This is a genomic window from Ralstonia nicotianae (assembly GCF_018243235.1).
GTDB lineage: Bacteria > Pseudomonadota > Gammaproteobacteria > Burkholderiales > Burkholderiaceae > Ralstonia > Ralstonia nicotianae.
The window spans coordinates 434747-451266 of sequence record NZ_CP046675.1; the positions used below are offsets into that span (position 1 = coordinate 434747).

Here is a 16520-nt window from a genome sequence, read left to right on the forward strand (position 1 = left end):
GGGGCGACGCGCCAAACGCGGGGGAGATTGGGCATGATCTGCAGCGGGAACCGAGGTTCCGATGGTGCTGGCCCAATGTGACGCGCATAAGTAGGGTCGGAAGCGAGTCCGAAGTGATGAGGCCGGAGCCGAAGCGTCGGCTGAATGTTTCCGGCCGCAGGGCATTCGGCGGGCAGGGGCACGCACCGTGCCGCTGCCCGCCGCGGTCTACCCGAACTTCAGGTTGTGCAGATCCCGCTGGCCGGAGGCCTCGCTGGTGCCGTACAGCTGCAGCGTGGTGGACAGGCCCTTGTTTTCCCGGCGGCTGATGTTCTCGACGATCGCCAGCCGCTCCGGCAGCCACGATGCCTCATCGAACAGCACGGCATCGGCCGCCATCTCGCAGGCCTGCGCATGGGTCTCGGCTTCGGCCAGTGCCGCGGCCTCGGACTCGCGCCGGGTCAGCCCGGTCGACTGCGCTCGCGCGAGGTGCGACGCCGAGGGCGGGCTGCCTGGCGCATGCGCTACGGCAGCGACAGCGACAGCGGCGGCAGCTTCGAGCGGCGATCCGGGCAGCGTGGCATAGCCGGCCGGCACGGCTGTCCGCGCGCGGCTGTTCGGGCTCCAGGTCCCCTCGCTGATGCGCTTGGCGACTTCGCGCTGCACGGCGCGGATCGACCGGCCCTTGGTCATCGCATTGCCTGTCAGCAGGGTGTGGAGCTGCGTGTCGTTCAGGCCCGCGGCCTGGGCTGTCTGGACTTTCGCCGTGTATTTGTCGAGGAGGTAGCGGGCTTTGTCCGGCAGGCGCGAGGTCTTGCGCATCGCCGGCCGCGTCAGCAAGGGGACGGACTCGGCCGCGGCGGGCGGCGGGCTGCCGGCCACACTGGGTGGCCCGCTGGCTTCGGCTTCGCCCCTCATGATGTCCGGCGCCGGGGCGGGGGCCGCGTGCTTTCCGGGCAGGCTCGGCTTCGCGGGCGACGCCGGCTGCGGCGGTGATGTCCCCTCCTCGGTGGAGGCGCGCTCCGAGTCAGCGGGCAGGCCGGCCAGCGCATCGATGTCGAGCGCGCGGTGCATGTCGGCCAGGTCCAATTGCCCTTCGATCTCGCGGGCGATGGCGGGCTTCAGGCGCTCGCGGTAGAGGTAGCTGACGTTCGGCCCGCTGTGCCTTTCGACCATGTCGCAGAAGACCTTGAACTCCTGCTCGGCCGCCTCGCGCGTCATGCCGGGCTTGCGCGAGAGCATGTCGATCCAGACCCGCTGCCGGGTGCGGATGAGCGCAAGGAACTCCGTGCCGCTCTTGTAACGCTTGTCGGAGTAGCTGACGCGATCGGCAAGCCGGCCGTTGAGGTGGATCGTCCTCACCTCCACCGTGTGCCCGAGCTCGGCGAACTGCTTGGACCAGGACAGCGGCGTGCCCCCGTTGAACCCTTGCGTGATGCGGTGGCGCCCGCCGGTCGCGTCGGAGCCGGTGGCGGCATCCGGCGCGGCCGAGGTGTAGAACATCTTGCCCGCGGAGTAGGTCAGGCCGGCGCGCAGGGTCAGGTGGCCGCCGTGGCCCTGGACGGACTGCTCGACCCGCATGATGCCGGCCGTCTCGCGTGTCGCGGTGGCGTCGCGCGAGGTGGCCTCGGCGGTCAGGCGCGCGCTCGGGCCGACGCGGATCGGTGCGCCCTTGCTGCTGATGCGCGCCTGGACGCCGCCGCTCAGGCGCAGCTTGTGGCGCAGGCGGCGTTTGCGCTGGTCGACCCAGCCCACCGAGATGGTGTTGCCGGTGCCGCAGTGCAGGGCCAGCGCGTTCCAGATCGCTTCGCGCTCGAGCGGCCGCTGCCGGTGCTCGGTGGCCTGCTCGAACAGCCAGTTGGACAGGCTGATCAGCGCCTGCCGGGTGGCGGTGTCGTCGTACTTGACGGCCTCCCAGTCGTGGTAGCCGCCGACCGTCTGCTGCGCCCGATCCAATTGCCGGACGGCACGGAACATGACACCCACGCGCTTGCCCCGTTCCACGTCGATGGGCACCACCGACATCCCCAGCGATGCGCGGATGCGGTTGGCGAGCACCTGGATGTCGTAGCCGATGGCGCCGCCGCAGCCGGCCGCGGCATGCACGGTCTTGTCCGTACCGATGAACAGGTCGCGGCCATGCGCGCCCCGCCCGAATTCGACCACCGCCTGGCGCTTGCGGCTCGCGTGGAAATCCGCCTGGACCGACAGCGGAATCGCCAGGGCATGCCCCGCGTTCTGCAGGCCGGTGGACAGCGTGCCCGTGTTGACGCCGAGCGCCGAGCCGCTGGCCAGGCGCAGTTTGCCGCCCGCATCGATGGTGGTCAGCAGCGATTCGATGAGCTCGCGGGCGGCCTCGATGGTCTTCTCGCGCAGTTGCAGGTCGTCCTGCTGCTCGATGCGCTCTGCCGACTTCAGCGCTTTTTCGAGTGGGCCCGCGGGCGCGGCGGGGCTCCAGCTGCGCAGCAGCGCCCCGCTGGGCGCCAGCCCGATGAGCCCGGGCGGCGGGTGGATCGGCGAATCGCGGGCGGGCGGGAGCCCTGCGCCCTGGCTCAGCCGGGTCAGGGTGGCCAGGCTGGCGCGCAGGTGCTCGCGCAATCCGTCGTCGTGCTCGGTGGCCTGCGCGATACCGGCGGCCAGCGCATCGAAGGCGCGCGTGACGGTGTCGCGGAGCTGCCGGCCGATCGCGGCGAGGATGTCGTCCGTGAGCACGCAGTCCTGCGGCGACGCTTGGGCAAGCGCGCTGGCCCAGTGCTTGAGGACGGCGCTGGACCACATCTCCTGCGGCGAGCGCCAGGGCAGCGCCCCGGGCGGGTCGAGCGGGGCTGCCTCGTCTTGCGCATACCGGGCGGCCAGCGTGGTGGCGGCGCTGCGCAGCGCATCCACATAGTCCTTGTACTCGCCGGCGAGGTTCTTGCGGTGCGCGGCCTGCAGGCCCAGCCTGGCCGACGACAGCGGCGACGCCTTCTTCCCGATCATCTGCCACAGCATGGTGCGCCAGCCGTGCTTCTCGACCCGGGGGATGACGCGGCGGACGAATCTGCCGATGCGCGCCTTGGTCTTGTCGAGGGCCGTGCCGGGCCCCTCTTCGCGGAAGCCCTGGCGCCAGGCGAACAGCGCGCCGGCCTGCTCGGGCGTGGGCGCCTCGCCGCGCAGCACCGCCGCGGCGCCGTGCAGCGTCTTGATCGCGAGGCTTTCCTCGGGGGTGCCGCAGCCGATGGGGTGCTTGTCCAGCAGCGCCTGCGGCGAGCCGGCCGGCTTGACGGAGCCATGCTGCAGGGCATCCGCGGCCTGCAGGAAGGCGTGCGCCGCCTGCCGCTGTTCCGGAACATCCGGGATCTGCATCAGGCTGCATAGCGCATCAAAGCCGGCGTGGTAGCGGGCCAGCAGCTGGGCCGTGCGCCATGCCGCGCCGGTCTCCGCCGCCGGCGCGGCGTCGTGGAAGTCGCTGAGTGCGTCGAAGAACGCGTCGGAAGCGGCGGACGCTTGCCGTATCAACGCGGGCTCGTGGGCATCGGGGCTGCCGTCGGGCGCGGCAAAGGTGGGGGCGCCGAGCCGCATGCCGCCGGTCAGCCGGTCCAGCACGCGCAGCGCCGCCGCCGCGTCCTGGCCGCAGGTGTGCTCCAGGACCTTGGCGAGCAGCATCGGGCGGGCGTAGCGGGTGCGCTCGCCCGCTTCTTCGGCCAGCGGTGGCGCGAGTGCCCTCAGGCGATCCGCCAGGCGGCCGACGGCGCCGGCATCCTGCGTCGCGGCAAAGCCCTGCGCCAGCAGTTGCCGATAGCGCGGCGCCGAATCGGGCACGGTGACGGGCAGGCGCGTGGACGATGCGTCCGGCTTCGGCGCGCGGGCGTGGCGGGTGCCCTGAAGCTTCTGCAGGCCACGCTGGGCGCGCTGCACGAGCCCGGCAGTGCGCGCGAGCGAACGGCTGGCCCGGTCGCGATCGGCCGTGGTGGGCAGGTCCGGGGGGGCGCTCACCGTGCGGGCCGGTGGGCTGTAGTCGGCCACGGTGTTCACCGGCCTGCCGGAATGCTTGCTGGCGCCAATGAGGGTGGACACCTCGGTTTCACTGGCCTTCGGCAGCAGGCGCGCCGGCAGGCTCAGCGTGCCGCGCTTGCGCGGCGCCTTGCCGGCCGGGGCGGGGGGCGGGTCGCCTGGGGCGGCGGCGGCCGAAGGTGAGGGGGATTGTGCGGGGGGCGCGCAGGGGGAGACACGGAACGGGTTCGTCATTTGGGGGCGGACGGGGGCGTTCGATCGATCGTGCCGGAATCGGTCTGTTGTCGGGGCACTGGATCGATACTGGTTTGCCGAACCGTGCCCAAACCTAGCGCCCCCGAACCGCGAACGCTTTGGACGAAACGCCCCCGTCCACCTCGGGAAACTACTGATCCGTCAATGCGCCTCCCACTCGGTGCCGTCGTCCAGCTCGACCGTGAGCAGCGAGATGGCCTCGATCAGGTCGCCGACGTCGTGCTCTTCGTCCATCGCATAGTGGAACCGGTAGATCAGCTGGCCCGATTGCGGGTGCCGCACGACCTGGCCCCGCGCGGCCCCGTCGACCTCCAGGCAGAGGCCGAGCAGCAGGTTCAGTGCGCGCACCACGTCCACCATGCCGGGGATGCCGAGCTCGAGGTAGACCGCCAGCGCATCCGGCTCGTTATAGCTGTCATAGGCGAACCAGATGCGATAGCTGCCGATGCGCAAGGCCTGTCCGTCAAGCGGCTCGTCGTCTTCGAGCGGAGTGGGGTGGCCGGTTTCGGCGGAGGGCATCGGAAAGCGTTGCGCGGACATGCAGGAAGGAGGAGTAGCGAGCGGGCCGCGCAACCAGTGCGACAGCCGTATGACAGTGCCTGGAAGATGCCAGCGTTGGCCCGGGAATGTCGTATTTCTACCGAATGTCCCGTGCGCGGGACGAAAAAAACCGGCCCATGAAAGCCTCTTGAATGCTTCCCCCCGTTCAGAATGGTTCAGATGAGGTTCACGCATTGTTACAATCTGACTTGCCGGCGCGTTTTCTCTCGGGAAGCCCTGGTGTTCGTAGCGGAGATTGCCCGAGAGACGACGAGTGCTGATTCTCGCGGAGGGGTACCGTGCAACAAGCCTGCCTGCCTGCCACCGAAGTGGCTTCCGACTGGTTTCGACAACATTACGCCTGGCTGGCCGGCCGCATGGGGCGTAAGACGGGCTGCCGTTTCGGGGCGGAAGACCTCGCATCGGAGGCGTTCGCGCAGCTGCTGCAGATGCCGGACTGGCAGGGCACCCGCGAGCCGCGCGCGCTGCTGACCACCATCGCGCAGCGGCTGCTGTACGACATCTGGCGCCGGCGCGACCTGGAGCTGGCCTACCAGGCGTGGGCCGCGGCGCAGCCCGAAGCCACGCTGCCGTCGCCCGAGGAGCGGGCGCTGGTGCTGGAGGCCCTGGCCACCATCGACCGGCTGCTTGATGGCCTGCCCGTCAAGGCGCGCACGGCATTCCTGTACAGCCAGCTCGACGGCCTGACCTACCCCGAGATCGCTGGGCGGCTGAACGTTTCGGTGCGCATGGTGCAGAAGTACATGACCCAGGCGATGCGCCTGTGCTACCTGGCAGGCGTGTCGTGAAGCAGCCGCTGAACGACCGGATCGCCGAGCAGGCCATCCAGTGGCTGGTCCTGCTGCGTTCGGGCATGGCCTCGGAGGCAGACCGCCAGCGCTTCGCAGCGTGGCGTGAAGCCAATCCGGCCCATGCCGAGGCGGTGCGGCGGCTGGAAGGCGGGCTGGGCGCGGTTGCGCTGCCGAGCGTGCCGATGCCGCACCGGCAGGCTGCCCGGCGCCTGCTGGACACCCCGCCTTCTTCGCCGATGCAGCACGCCCGGCGGGCGCTGCTCGTCGGCGGGCTCGGCGCCGGCGTGGCGGCTTTGGTCGATCTGCATATGCCGCTGTCGGACCTGGCGGCGGACATGCGGACCGCGACCTCCGAGCGCCGCGACTTCAGGCTCGCCGGCGGCCACGAACTGCGGCTCAATGCCCGCAGCGCCGTGGATGTGGTGCCGGTCGTGCACGGCTACGACGTCCGGCTGCGGCGCGGCAGCGTGCTGGCGATGGCCGGCGCCTGGGAGCGCCTGCGGGTCACGTCGCCGGTCGGCACCGCCGAATGCGCGCGCGGGATGCTGTGCGCTTCGCTGGATGCGCAGGGGCGGATGATCGTCGCGGTGCTGGATGGGAGCGCGGCCTTGTCGGCGCCCGAGGGCGCCGTCACGGTGGTCCACAGCGGCGGGGTGCACCGCTTCGGCCCGGCGGGAATCGAGCCGCTGCGCCGCTCGGCCCGCAGCGTGGCCGCATGGACGCAGGGCATGGTGGAGGTCGAGCACCGGCCGCTGGCGGACGTGATCGACGCGCTGCGCCCCTATCATGCCGGCATGATCGAGGTGCAGCCGAGTGCGGCCAGCATGCATGTCACGGGGCGTTTCCCGCTGGATCCGCGCCGGGCCTTGCAGATGCTGGTGGATACGCTGCCCCTCGACGTGCGGTATATCGCCGGCCTGTGGGTGCGCATCAGCCGGCTCTGACAGCGCCGGTCCGGACCGTCTCGCCCGGGCGTCCGGAGCGCACCGAAAATTTTTTTGCTGAACCGGTTCCTGTTTTTCGAACTCATTGCACAGAGAGAGTAAGAAGGGCGCGCAGCGTGCCGCCAGGCCGCCATGCAGCGCCCCGAATGTATCCAGTTGCAACGAGAAAGTAGAGCGAAGGACGACATGAACGCCCGGGTTCAGAACAACGTGCTGCGACAAGCAGCCGAAAACCAGTATCTCCATACGCTGTCCGACACATCGCCCCGCTGGCGCCCCCAGGCCGGCACGGCAGCGACCTCCGTCCTGTGGGGCGCCCTGACCGCATCGACCGGCGTGATCCTGGTCGATCTGGAGCAGTTGGCCGAGGCGGTGGGTGAGTTGCCCTCGGGGCAGCTGCAGCCGCTGACGCTCGAGCAGACCTACGCCATGCTGGGCCGTATCCTCGATGCCAGGCGGCACGGTCCCGAGCCCAGGCCCGATGGCGGCGCGCGCCTGTCCGCCCTGACGCCGCGCCAGCACGACATCCTGCGCGAGGCGGCACATGGCAAATCCAATGTGGAGATCGCGCAGACACTGCATATCAGCGTTGAAACCGTCAAATCGCACGTGCGTCAGATTCTGATGCGCCTTGACGCACGCAATCGGACGGAATTGGCGGCGATATATCAACAAAGTGTGACTGAAGTGCGTATACGCGGAATCAATTAAGTAAACATCAGCTTAAATCGCGGGATTTTCTCGCCAATAAAAAAATCGCCCGTTTTGGGCGATTTTTTTTGTTGGGGAATATGCAACCGCTTGAATATGCAATCGTTTGCTTAATTGACCGCTTTTTAAGCGGCCAGGGCGGCGGCGCCCGACGGCAATCCGATCGGTTCGTGAACAGGTTCATGAACCGCGAGCTGGTAGCCGCGCGCGTAGACCGTCTTGAGCTCGACGCCGTTTTCCTGACCGAAGTGCAGCTTCTTGCGCAGCTTGTAGATGTGCTGCTCGATCGAGCGCTCGACGATGCTGGCATCCGCGCCCCACACCGCCGAAGCGATCTGCTGGCGCGACAGGAAGGTGCCCGGTGACGAGAACAGCAGCCAGGCCGTGGCGAACTCGCGCGCGGTCAGGCGGATCGGCGCTTCGTTCACCGTGGCCGTGCGGGTCAGGCGGCAGAGCCGGTATGGGCCGACTACCACGTGCATGCCGGCGTTCTGGCGCGGCTGCTCGGAGCGCCGCAGCACGCGTTGTACGCGGGCACGCAGCTCCTCGGCGGTGAAGTGGCCGGTGAGCAGATCGTCGACGCCGGCCTCAAAGGCCTGCGCCATGTCTTCACGGTCTGCGAACTGGCCGAACACCAGCGTCGGCCAGCACATGTCGGCGTTGCACTCGCGCCAGGACAGCACCAGCTGTCCCGCGCTGCGGAACTGCTGGGCATCGATCATCAGCAGACTGAATGCCTCGGTACGCCGTGCACGCAACAGCGTCAGGGCATCGTCGAACCGGACACATTCCACGTTCTGCACGGCCAGGCATGCGGCCACATAAGCGAAGCTGGATGGATTGGAGGTCAATACGGCGAATTTCATGGCGTTCCCCGTTTCATGCTGTGCCATCAGATGCACGGATACGACGGATGGCGATTACGAAAACGTTGGGATCAGCATAACCTTCACCATTTCCATAAACATCCCTACAAAGAGTGAATTCTCGCGTAATTTTGATTGAATGTTTTTATCGCACCGATTAAGGGCAGTTTGATCATGCCTTCTGGTTATTTAGAACGCGCCATCATGCGCGAATCCATAGGTAAGTGCCGTTTGACAGACTTTCGAACATGTCGTCGGTGGTCTGCAGTATGTTGTCCCGCCAGTAGCGTCCGTGTTCTGCATAATGGCCCAGCAATTCGGCCAGTTGCTCGCCGTTCAGGTCGGGCGCGTAGGCGACGCGGACGATCAGGATGATCCCGCCCGTATCGCCGTCCAGGCCGAGCTGGGCGTGGTCCTGCGCGTAGATGGTGAGGTTGGCTTCCAGCATCAGCCGGAAGACGCGCAGGGTGCGGCCGCCGGTGACGATGCCGTAGTCGAAGTTCAGGTAGAACGCCGCGGGGTCGTCCTCGACGGCGTCGATGATGACGTCGAAGCCTTCCACGGTGAGCCGGCCGGCGGACAGGATGGCCTCCGCATCCGGGATTCCCAGATGGGCGCACATGTCGCGGACCAGTGCATCGCGTTGCTCAAGGCTCATGGGGCGGCGGAAGCGGGGTGTTGGCGCGGTTCGGCCGGCATCAGCTGAGCAGATCCTTGGCGGCCTTGGGGCCGGTTTCCATCAGTTTGGCAAGCACATTGGTGCGGTTGTCTTCGTTCTGCAGCTCGGCGGCGAACAGCATGTCGTCCGCGCCCGCGTGCGTGATCGCCTGCATCTGGACCTGGAAGCCGGTGCGCCCGGTTGCATCGGCGATGGCGCTCGGGTCTGCCGGATACTGGGGGAAACGGAGAGAGCCGCGGATCGTCATGGCGTCGGTCTTCGGGATCGGATGAGGAGGGGCCGCCTGGTGCTGCGAGCCTGGACAGCGCAGCGTGCGGAACAGCGAGGGACTGCCGCGCGTGGGGACTTCAGACTGCGTTGAGCCGTCCGGGAACGGCGCGGCCCCGTTCCCGAACGTTCACGGCGCGCGCGATGCACGCCGTTGTGGAACCGATCATTAGCTGATCAGGTCCTTGGCAGCCTTGGGGCCGGCTTCCATCAGCTTGGCGAGCATCTGGGTGCGGTTCAGGGCGTTCTGCATCTTGGCCGCGTCCAGCATGTCTTGCTGGCCTTGGGCGGTGATGGCTTGGTATTGCGCCTGGAAGCCCGTGCGGGATGCAGCGTCGTCGACGCCGTTGGCGAAAGACTGGAACGTCGAAGTCGTGCTCGTCGTGTTCGTCGTGTTGGGTTTCGGAACGCCTGCCATGATAGTTTCCTTTGATGGTAAGTGAGGTGGCCTCTCGCGAGACCGGTTTTTCAACAACTTCCCGGGAGGGGGGCGTCGTCGATTCGGCTCAGCGAACGTGCTGCTGTGTGTGTTCGCCGTGGTTTTATGATGGGATAAGTCCGTTGCACACATCGGCCGCTGCCCCGAAACCTTGTGCAAGCGTACGAAGCTGCTCGCGGTCGCCCGTATTCGCCGCGCGGAAGGCGCGCTGCTCGAATTCCATGGACGTCTCGCGCAGGGCGGCAACCGCCTTGCGCATCGGGTCGAAGTCCTTGGCGCCGTCCTGCTTGGAGAAGGCCTGGACGCCGTTGAAGGTCTCGATGATGTCGGGCGTGAATCGGTCGAACATGGTGATGCTCCTGATGGAAAGGGAGGGGCCGCGTCAGTGCTGCGCGGCCAGGAAACGCTTGGTGCCGTCGGGGCTTTCGACGTAGTGCAGCTCATCGACTGAGAGCACGGAGTTGGCATCGAGCTTGCCGTCCTGGTTGGCCCGCCGGACGTTGAGCGCGATGTCCTTGACGTTGACGCCGAGGTCGCCGCGCACGCGGTCGACGACGGCGCGCACGCGGTCCGGCTGCTGCGCGGCACCCGAGACCGAGAAGCGGTTGTCGCCCAGATAGCTGATGCTCAGTCCGGGCTCCTGCATCGATTCGCGCAGGTTCTCGACCACCTCGGGCGCGGCCGGCATGTCGACGCGCACCCTGGGCGAGACGTTGCGCAGATCGCGCTGCACGCTCAGCGATTCCATCGCGGTGGGGGCCATGCCGTGCACCGTGATCTCGCCATCGCGCTGCTCGATGTTCAGCCCGTCGATGTTGTGCTGGCTCAGCGCGGTGCGCACGCGCTCGATCAGCGGAATCGGCGCGACGGCCGGGGCCTGCGGCGCGTGCTGGGCTTCGCGCGTGGAGGCCAGCAGCAGCGCGCATGGCGTGAGCAGCGCGACGGCCGCGACGCCCATCCAGCCGGCATGGGCACGCGGCCGGTGGGCGGGCGGCGCCGTGGGTGGCGCATCGGCCGCCACGGTATCGGCGGCGGGCACGACCACGGGCGGCGGCGGCGCCAGCAGGCGCTGCAGCAGCTCGAGATCGGACGGCCACGGCTCGCCGGCCGGCCCGACGCAGAGCACGATCTCGCCGAAGCGGCGCGGCTCCAGGTCGGGCCAGGGCGCGGCGGCTTCGTCGTCGACGTGCAGGACGCCCGTTTCGATGCCGACCTGGAGCTGCAGCGGCGCGTCGGTCCAGTCGGAGATGCGCACGGCCGCAGTGTCCGCGCTGTCGACGGTCCAGTCGCCGGGGAGCAGGTCGAGGCTTGCGCCTGCGTGCCGGCCGGTTAAAACGCGAATGTGCTTGTTCATGAGAATCAGGCGGAGACGTTGATGGGACGGACGGTCATGCCGGCCACGCCGGCCTGGTGCGACCACACTTCGGCTTCCCAGCGGCGGGCGAGCGCACCGCTGCGCGCGTAGCCCTCGGACTTCATCGTCGAGGTGCGGGGCAGGCTTGCGCTGAGCAGCATCAAGGGCAGCAGCAGGTGGAAGGCCTCTTCACGCTCGCTCCTGGCCTTGTGTTCGGCGGGCGGGACGCTGGCCACGAGATCCTTCTTGACCGCGTGCAGCGTCTCCGGCGCGCCGGCCAGCGGCGACGCCTTGATGAAGGCGCGCGACAGATTGAGCGCCAGCCGCAGCGGCATGGAATGCCCGGCCCGCACCGCGTAGAGCAGCGCGCACAGCTCGGCCAGCAGCATCTTGTAGGTGGGGATCTCCGCCGTGCCGGTCAGCTGCGCGGCCAGTTCCTTGCGTTGCGCCGGCAGGACCGGCGCGGCGTTGCCGGCCTCCTTGCCTGGCGCCGACGAGGCTTGCGCGGACGCCTTTTCCTCGGCCTCGGCGGCTTCGGCTTCCAGCAGATAGCGGCGCAGCATGGCGTGCCGGCCGGCCAGATCGCTTTGCGGGTTGTTGCCGCGCCGGCCTTGCTGGCCATCGTGCGGGTTGCCCTGCTTGCTGGGGCCGACCAGGAGGGGCTTGCTCAGGCGCGCGTGCTCCTCCATGATCATCAGCAACTCTTCGAAGTCGCTGTCGGTGGTCGGCTCGTCCGCAGCGTTCGCTGCGTTGCGCCGCTTGAGGCCCGGCCGGCGGATGCGCTTGGCCAGCTTGGCCAGCTGCTTGCGGCGGCCGGTCAGCTGCTCCTGGTACTGGAGCTCGTGTTCCTGCTCGTGTTCGTGCTCGATCTCCCGCTCGTGCAGCTGCCGTGGCCGCCTGCGGTGCGTGTTCGGCGTGGCCGCGGCCGGCTGCGCCGGCGTGGTGGCCGGGTCCGGTAGCGTGTAGATGGCGGAGGATGGACCCGTGATGCGCGTCATGGCTGGCCCCTAAGTGAAGAGTGTCTGCATGATCGAGTTGGCGAACTGCAGGATGGCCGCGGCCCCCCACGGCGCGGCCACCACGATCACCAGCGATACGATGATCAGCTTCAGGCCGTGCGAGATGCTGCTGTCCTGCAGCGACGTGATGGCCTGCAGGAACGAGATCAGCAGGCCGGCGATGGCCGCCACGCCCACCGCCGGCAGCGAAACCAGCAGGCACAGCAGCAGTGCGGTCGAGGTCAGGCGGGTGATGTTGTCGTAGTCCATGGCGTGCTCAGCGATAGGTGTTGACCAGGCCGTGGATGAGCACCGACCAGCCGTCCATCACCACGAACAGCAGCAGCTTGAACGGGATGGCCACGTTCGACGGCGTCACCTGCGACAGCCCGAGCGCCATCAGCAGGTTGGCGATCACCAGGTCGATCACGATGAAGGCGAGGTAGAGCAGGAAGCCGATGCGGAAGGCCGAGGTCAGCTCGGTGAGCGTGAAGGCCGGCGCCAGCACGATCAGGTCGTCATCCTTGAGCTGCGCGGCCTTGGCCGGCGGCCACAGCTGCTGCGCGGAGCGCATGAAGAACGCTTTCTCGCGCGCATTGGTGTGCTTGTTCAGGAATTCACGGAACGGGTCGCGGGCCGCGTCCAGCAGCGGCATCACCTGAGTGATGTTGGTGCCGCCCTGCGCGTTGATCTGCACGTGCGCGCGCTGCATGGCTTCCATGCCGACCGGCGCCATGACGAAGCACGAGACGATCATCGCGATGCCGTTGAGGACCATGTTGGGCGGCACCTGCTGGACCCCGAGCGCATTGCGCAGCAGGCCGAGCACCACGACGATCTTGGTGTACGAGGTGACGACCATGGCGGCGAATGGCAGCAGCGCGATCGCCACCGCCATCACGATCAGGGAGGCGAACTCAACGTTCTGCATGGTGCTTGCCGATGGATGCAATCTGCAGGCCGAGCTGCTCGCCCACGGCCACCAGCTGGCCGTGCCCCAGGGTCTGCCCGTGGCAGACCAGCCGCACGCTGACGTCGCGGATCTTCACCGGCAGCGTCAGCACGTGCTGCGGCTGCAGCGCGGCGAGTTCGGCCAGCGGCATGCCCATCACGGCCAGCTCCAGGTGCACCGGCACCTCCAGCTGCTCGAGGGGAACGCCTTGGTCAGCGCTGCTGCCGGCCGGCGTGCGCGGGGCGGCGAAGTCGTGCGGGTACGCGTCGTCGTCGTCGGTGAGCGGATGCAGGTCGAGTGTGGTCACGATTCCGTCCTTGTAATGGGCAGTGGCGGTGAGGTGCGGCTGGCGGGCATCGCCCCAGGCGAGGCGGACCGTGCCTTCGTCGGCGGCGGGCCGGTAGGTGGCGTCGTTCCAGCCGAGCAGGATGTCGCCGGGCGCCAGCGTGTCGAGCAGGCTGCGCCGGCAGCGCCGGCTGGCCACGCGCAGCCGGCCTGGCAGGGCCAGCGCGCCGAACCGGTGCAGGATGGTGTCCGGGTCGGCGGCCGGCGGCGCGGGCGGCACGCCGTGCCAGTCCAGCGCGTGGATGTCGCAGCGGCATGCGTGGGCGGCGCTGGCGACCTGCAGCGGCAGCACGGGGCCCGAGGTGTGCATGGCGTCGGCTTTCAGGCGGCGCAGGTTGGTCAGCTGCGTCTCACCCAGGCCCGCGTCTTCCAGCGCATGCAGCACCGGCGCGAGCCACAGATTCCCGAGCGCGAGGCGCCGCGGGCGGTCGGTTTCGCGGGCGATGGCGTGCAGCGCGGGGTAGTGGGCGCCGTCGACGATCAGTTCAGCGCGGCACTGCGCCGACTGGATCGCCAGCGTGAGCGGCGCGCTCGCCGCCAACGGCGTCCGCGCGAGATGCAGTTGCCAGTCGTCCGAGTCGCCGCCGCGATGCACACCGTCCAGCAGGCGCGTGAGCGCGGCGTGTGCCGGCGTGAAGGCGCGCAGGTGGGGTTCCAGCGCAGAGAAAGAAGGCCCGGCGTTCATGTCGGAGGGTGGTGTGGTCACCAGAGTTCGAGTTCGACATCGACTTGCTGCCGCAGCAGCGCGTGGATGCGCTGACGCAGCGTGTCGCCATGTTCGGAGAGTAAGTGCCGGGAGCGAGGGTGTCCGGCCTCGAAGCGAAGCGATAGCGTGTGCGGCGAAAGCCGCAGCGTGAGGCGGGTTTCGGGCAGGATCTTGGGATCAAGATCGAGTGAGATTTCCCAGCATTCGCCGCCGGAGCGGATCGCCTGCGAGGCACAGAACTGGGAGAGCAGCCGGGCAAGGTGCTCGGTCATGGTCTCGCCCGCGCCGATCTCCGAGCAGGTCCGCACCAGGCGGCTGGCGATGGCCGCGGTGTGGAGCGAGGCATCGGGGTCGGTGGCGGGCTGCGGCGCTCTGGCGTCGGTGCGCGCCTCGGGGGGCGGATCGCTGGCCGGGGTGTCCTGCCGGGGCTCCGGGAAGTCGTCCTCGACGGGCTCCGGGGGCTCGGGGCGGGGCGGCGGCACATAGGGCAGCGCGTCATGCGGCCCCGGTGTCCGCAGCGGCGTGCGGCGCCGGGTGGGCGGGGCCGGGTCGACCGGCTGGGGGCGCCAGAGGCGGACGGCTTGCGTCATGGCCGCCGCGCTACAGCACCAGCTTGCCGACCGGGCGCAGGTCGACGTAGCCGCCAAGCTCCTGGAACGAATACACGTTCAGCGCCTGCAGGTGCGGCTCGATCATGCGCCGGACATAGCGGCGGATGTCCATCGAGGTCACGATGGCCAGCGCCGAGGGCGTCTCGACGGGGTTGCCCTGCATGATGCCGCGCAGGCGCATGATGATGGCCTCCACCTGCTGCGGATCGAGCGTCAGGAAGTTGCCCGCCGGCGTCGGCTTGATGGCCTGGCGCACGGTCTGCTCGACCGACAGGTCCAGCAGGATGGCCGGCATCTGGCGGGTGCCGCCGGTGGCCTGGTGCGCGATCTGCCGTCCCAGGTCGCCGCGCACGTATTCCACCAGCATCAGCGTGTCCTTCTCCTTCGGGCCCCAGACCACCAGGCTCTCGAGAATGGCGCGCATGTTGCGGATGGGCACCTGCTCTTCCAGCAGGCGCCGCAGCACGTCGGCGATCCGCTGGGCCGGCACGGCCTTCTGCGCTTCGGCCACCAGGCCGGGGTAGTCGGTGGTGACGCGCTCGAGCATCCACTGCGTTTCCTGCAGGCCGACGAACAGGTGCGCGCTCCGGCGCAGCACGTGCACGACGTGATCGGCGATCACGCGCTCCACGCGCTGGCCGGTGGCGCTCAGCGCCGCGTCCTGGGCCACGTGGGCCGGCGCGATCCAGTGCGGCGCCGGATGATTGGGCAGGCCCGCGGCCTCGACCGCCTGCGCGCGCAGCGCCTCCGGCAGATCCGGGATCAGCAGATGGCCATCCGGCACCGCGACCGGCTCGCCCGGGATATCGTGCACGCGCACCTCGTAGCTGTCGGGCTGCAGGGCGTCGGCCTTCCAGATCGCGATGCCGGGGAAGGGCAGGCCGAGCGCTTCGGCCAGCGCGTGGCGGCCCTGCTGGAAGGCGGTATCGAGGGCGGGCACGTCCAGGCCCTTGGCCAGCTCCGCGCCGAGCCGCACGCCCACCGGCACGGTAAACGACGGGGCCTGTTCGGCGATGGTCGGCGCCTTGCCCTTCGAGCCCTCGCGCAGCAGCGCGGGCAGGGCGTCGCCTTCGTCGCCGTCGCCCTCCTTGGCGCGGTTACGCAGCGTGTAGCCGAACACGAAGATCAGCGTCGCCAGCGCGACGAACAGGAACGACGGAAAGCCCGGCACCAGCGCGAAGCCCATCAGCAGGGCGCTGGCGGTGAACATGGCGCGCGCGCTGGTGGACAGCTGCCGCACGATCTCCATGCCCAGCGACGACTGCTTGTGGGCCTGCTCTTCGTCGGAGACGCGGGTGATCATCACGCCGGCCGCCACCGAGATCAGCAGCGACGGGATCTGCGAGACCATGGCGTCGCCGATCGACAGCACCGCGAAGCGGTTGGCCGCCTCGCCGGCGGTCATGTTGTGGTACGTGATGCCGATCACGATGCCGGCCAGGATGTTGACCAGCGTGATGACCAGGCCGGCGATGGCGTCGCCCTTGACGAACTTCATGGCGCCGTCCATGCCGCCGTGCAGCTGGCTCTCCATCGCCAGCAGCGCGCGGCGCTTGCGGGCCTCTTCGGGCGACAGGTGGCCGGCGCGCAGGTCGGCGTCGATGCTCATCTGCTTGCCGGGCATGGCGTCCAGCGTGAAGCGCGCGCCGACCTCGGCCACGCGCTCCGAGCCCTTGGCGATCACGATGAACTGCACCGTGGTGATGATCAGGAACACCACCAGGCCCACCACCAGGTTGCCGCCCACCACCAGCTTGCCGAAGCTCTCGATGATGTGGCCGGCGTCCGCGTGCAGCAGAATGGACTTGGTGGAGGCGATGTTCAGCGACAGCCGCAGCAGCGTCGTGAACAGCAGCAGCGACGGAAACGCCGACAGCGAGGTCGCCGACGGGATGTACATCGTCACCATCAGCAGCACGACCGAGAGCGTGATGTTCAGACCGAGCAGCGCGTCGATCAGCATGGTCGGCAGCGGCAGCACCATCAGCGCCACCACCGCCACCACTAGCGCGGCGATACCGATTTCGCCGCTGAAATCCTGGATTGCATTCTTTTTGGCCATGTCAGGG

The 16520-nt window shown here is 68.7% G+C and carries 17 protein-coding genes; 3 read left to right on the forward strand and 14 right to left on the reverse strand.

The features are described from left to right. Positions 1-207: 207 nt before the first annotated feature. Together GO999_RS18265 and GO999_RS18270 are read right to left on the reverse strand one after the other, a co-directional pair. Positions 208-4206, reverse strand: a complete 3999-nt coding sequence (locus GO999_RS18265) for a hypothetical protein (protein WP_211907083.1) — start codon at positions 4204-4206, stop codon at positions 208-210. Positions 4207-4368: 162 nt separating this feature from the next. Beyond that, the gene (locus GO999_RS18270) at positions 4369-4746 is read right to left on the reverse strand and encodes a type III secretion system chaperone family protein (protein WP_011004146.1); all 378 of its coding nucleotides are present in this window, start codon (positions 4744-4746) and stop codon (positions 4369-4371) included. 320 nt (positions 4747-5066) lie between these two features. Here GO999_RS18270 and GO999_RS18275 point away from each other — a divergent pair, with 320 nt between their 5' ends. The 3 genes from GO999_RS18275 to GO999_RS18285 all read left to right on the forward strand — a co-directional run bounded on the left by GO999_RS18275 (position 5067) and on the right by GO999_RS18285 (position 7234). After that, positions 5067-5576 carry a sigma-70 family RNA polymerase sigma factor gene (locus GO999_RS18275; protein ID WP_011004147.1) on the forward strand — a complete coding sequence of 170 codons (510 nt, stop codon included), beginning with the start codon at positions 5067-5069 and terminating at the stop codon, positions 5574-5576. Then, positions 5573-6523 carry a DUF4880 domain-containing protein gene (locus GO999_RS18280; RefSeq protein ID WP_019719513.1) on the forward strand — a complete coding sequence of 317 codons (951 nt, stop codon included), beginning with the start codon at positions 5573-5575 and terminating at the stop codon, positions 6521-6523. Before GO999_RS18275 ends, GO999_RS18280 begins: the two co-directional genes overlap by 4 nt. A gap of 186 nt (positions 6524-6709) precedes the next feature. Beyond that, the gene (locus GO999_RS18285) at positions 6710-7234 is read left to right on the forward strand and encodes a response regulator transcription factor (protein WP_011004149.1); all 525 of its coding nucleotides are present in this window, start codon (positions 6710-6712) and stop codon (positions 7232-7234) included. 125 nt (positions 7235-7359) lie between these two features. On the opposite strand, the gene GO999_RS18290 is transcribed toward GO999_RS18285, so the two are convergent. From GO999_RS18290 to sctV, 12 genes are all read right to left on the reverse strand, one after another. Continuing rightward, positions 7360-8100: a response regulator transcription factor gene (locus GO999_RS18290; protein ID WP_019719514.1), complete on the reverse strand. Its 741-nt coding sequence runs from the start codon at positions 8098-8100 to the stop codon at positions 7360-7362. A gap of 202 nt (positions 8101-8302) precedes the next feature. After that, positions 8303-8758, reverse strand: a complete 456-nt coding sequence (locus tag GO999_RS18295) for a CesT family type III secretion system chaperone (RefSeq protein ID WP_011004151.1) — start codon at positions 8756-8758, stop codon at positions 8303-8305. A 40-nt stretch (positions 8759-8798) separates the two neighbouring features. Next, the gene (locus GO999_RS18300) at positions 8799-9026 is read right to left on the reverse strand and encodes a hypothetical protein (protein WP_028854328.1); all 228 of its coding nucleotides are present in this window, start codon (positions 9024-9026) and stop codon (positions 8799-8801) included. Between the two features lie 189 nt (positions 9027-9215). After that, entirely contained in the window at positions 9216-9464 is a 249-nt protein-coding gene (locus GO999_RS18305; RefSeq protein ID WP_011004153.1) for a hypothetical protein, read from the reverse strand. 124 nt (positions 9465-9588) lie between these two features. Then, positions 9589-9834, reverse strand: coding sequence for a hypothetical protein (locus GO999_RS18310; RefSeq protein ID WP_028854329.1), 246 nt, complete (start codon positions 9832-9834; stop codon positions 9589-9591). A 33-nt stretch (positions 9835-9867) separates the two neighbouring features. Further along, positions 9868-10839, reverse strand: coding sequence for an HrpD5 family protein (hrpD5, locus tag GO999_RS18315; protein WP_023470397.1), 972 nt, complete (start codon positions 10837-10839; stop codon positions 9868-9870). A gap of 5 nt (positions 10840-10844) precedes the next feature. After that, positions 10845-11837 carry a hypothetical protein gene (locus GO999_RS18320; protein ID WP_019719516.1) on the reverse strand — a complete coding sequence of 331 codons (993 nt, stop codon included), beginning with the start codon at positions 11835-11837 and terminating at the stop codon, positions 10845-10847. A 9-nt stretch (positions 11838-11846) separates the two neighbouring features. After that, positions 11847-12107: a type III secretion system export apparatus subunit SctS gene (gene sctS, locus GO999_RS18325; RefSeq protein ID WP_003263753.1), complete on the reverse strand. Its 261-nt coding sequence runs from the start codon at positions 12105-12107 to the stop codon at positions 11847-11849. A 7-nt stretch (positions 12108-12114) separates the two neighbouring features. After that, complete coding sequence (sctR, locus tag GO999_RS18330) at positions 12115-12768, reverse strand: type III secretion system export apparatus subunit SctR (RefSeq protein ID WP_011004157.1); 654 nt, start codon at positions 12766-12768, stop codon at positions 12115-12117. After that, positions 12755-13819, reverse strand: a complete 1065-nt coding sequence (gene sctQ, locus GO999_RS18335) for a type III secretion system cytoplasmic ring protein SctQ (RefSeq protein ID WP_173941763.1) — start codon at positions 13817-13819, stop codon at positions 12755-12757. Before sctQ ends, sctR begins: the two co-directional genes overlap by 14 nt. A gap of 17 nt (positions 13820-13836) precedes the next feature. After that, positions 13837-14430 (reverse strand): type III secretion system protein SctP, encoded by a 594-nt coding sequence (gene sctP / locus GO999_RS18340; RefSeq protein ID WP_069079352.1) that lies wholly within the window; start codon positions 14428-14430, stop codon positions 13837-13839. A gap of 10 nt (positions 14431-14440) precedes the next feature. Continuing rightward, positions 14441-16513: a type III secretion system export apparatus subunit SctV gene (gene sctV, locus GO999_RS18345; RefSeq protein WP_011004160.1), complete on the reverse strand. Its 2073-nt coding sequence runs from the start codon at positions 16511-16513 to the stop codon at positions 14441-14443. Between the last annotated feature and the right edge of the window lie 7 nt (positions 16514-16520).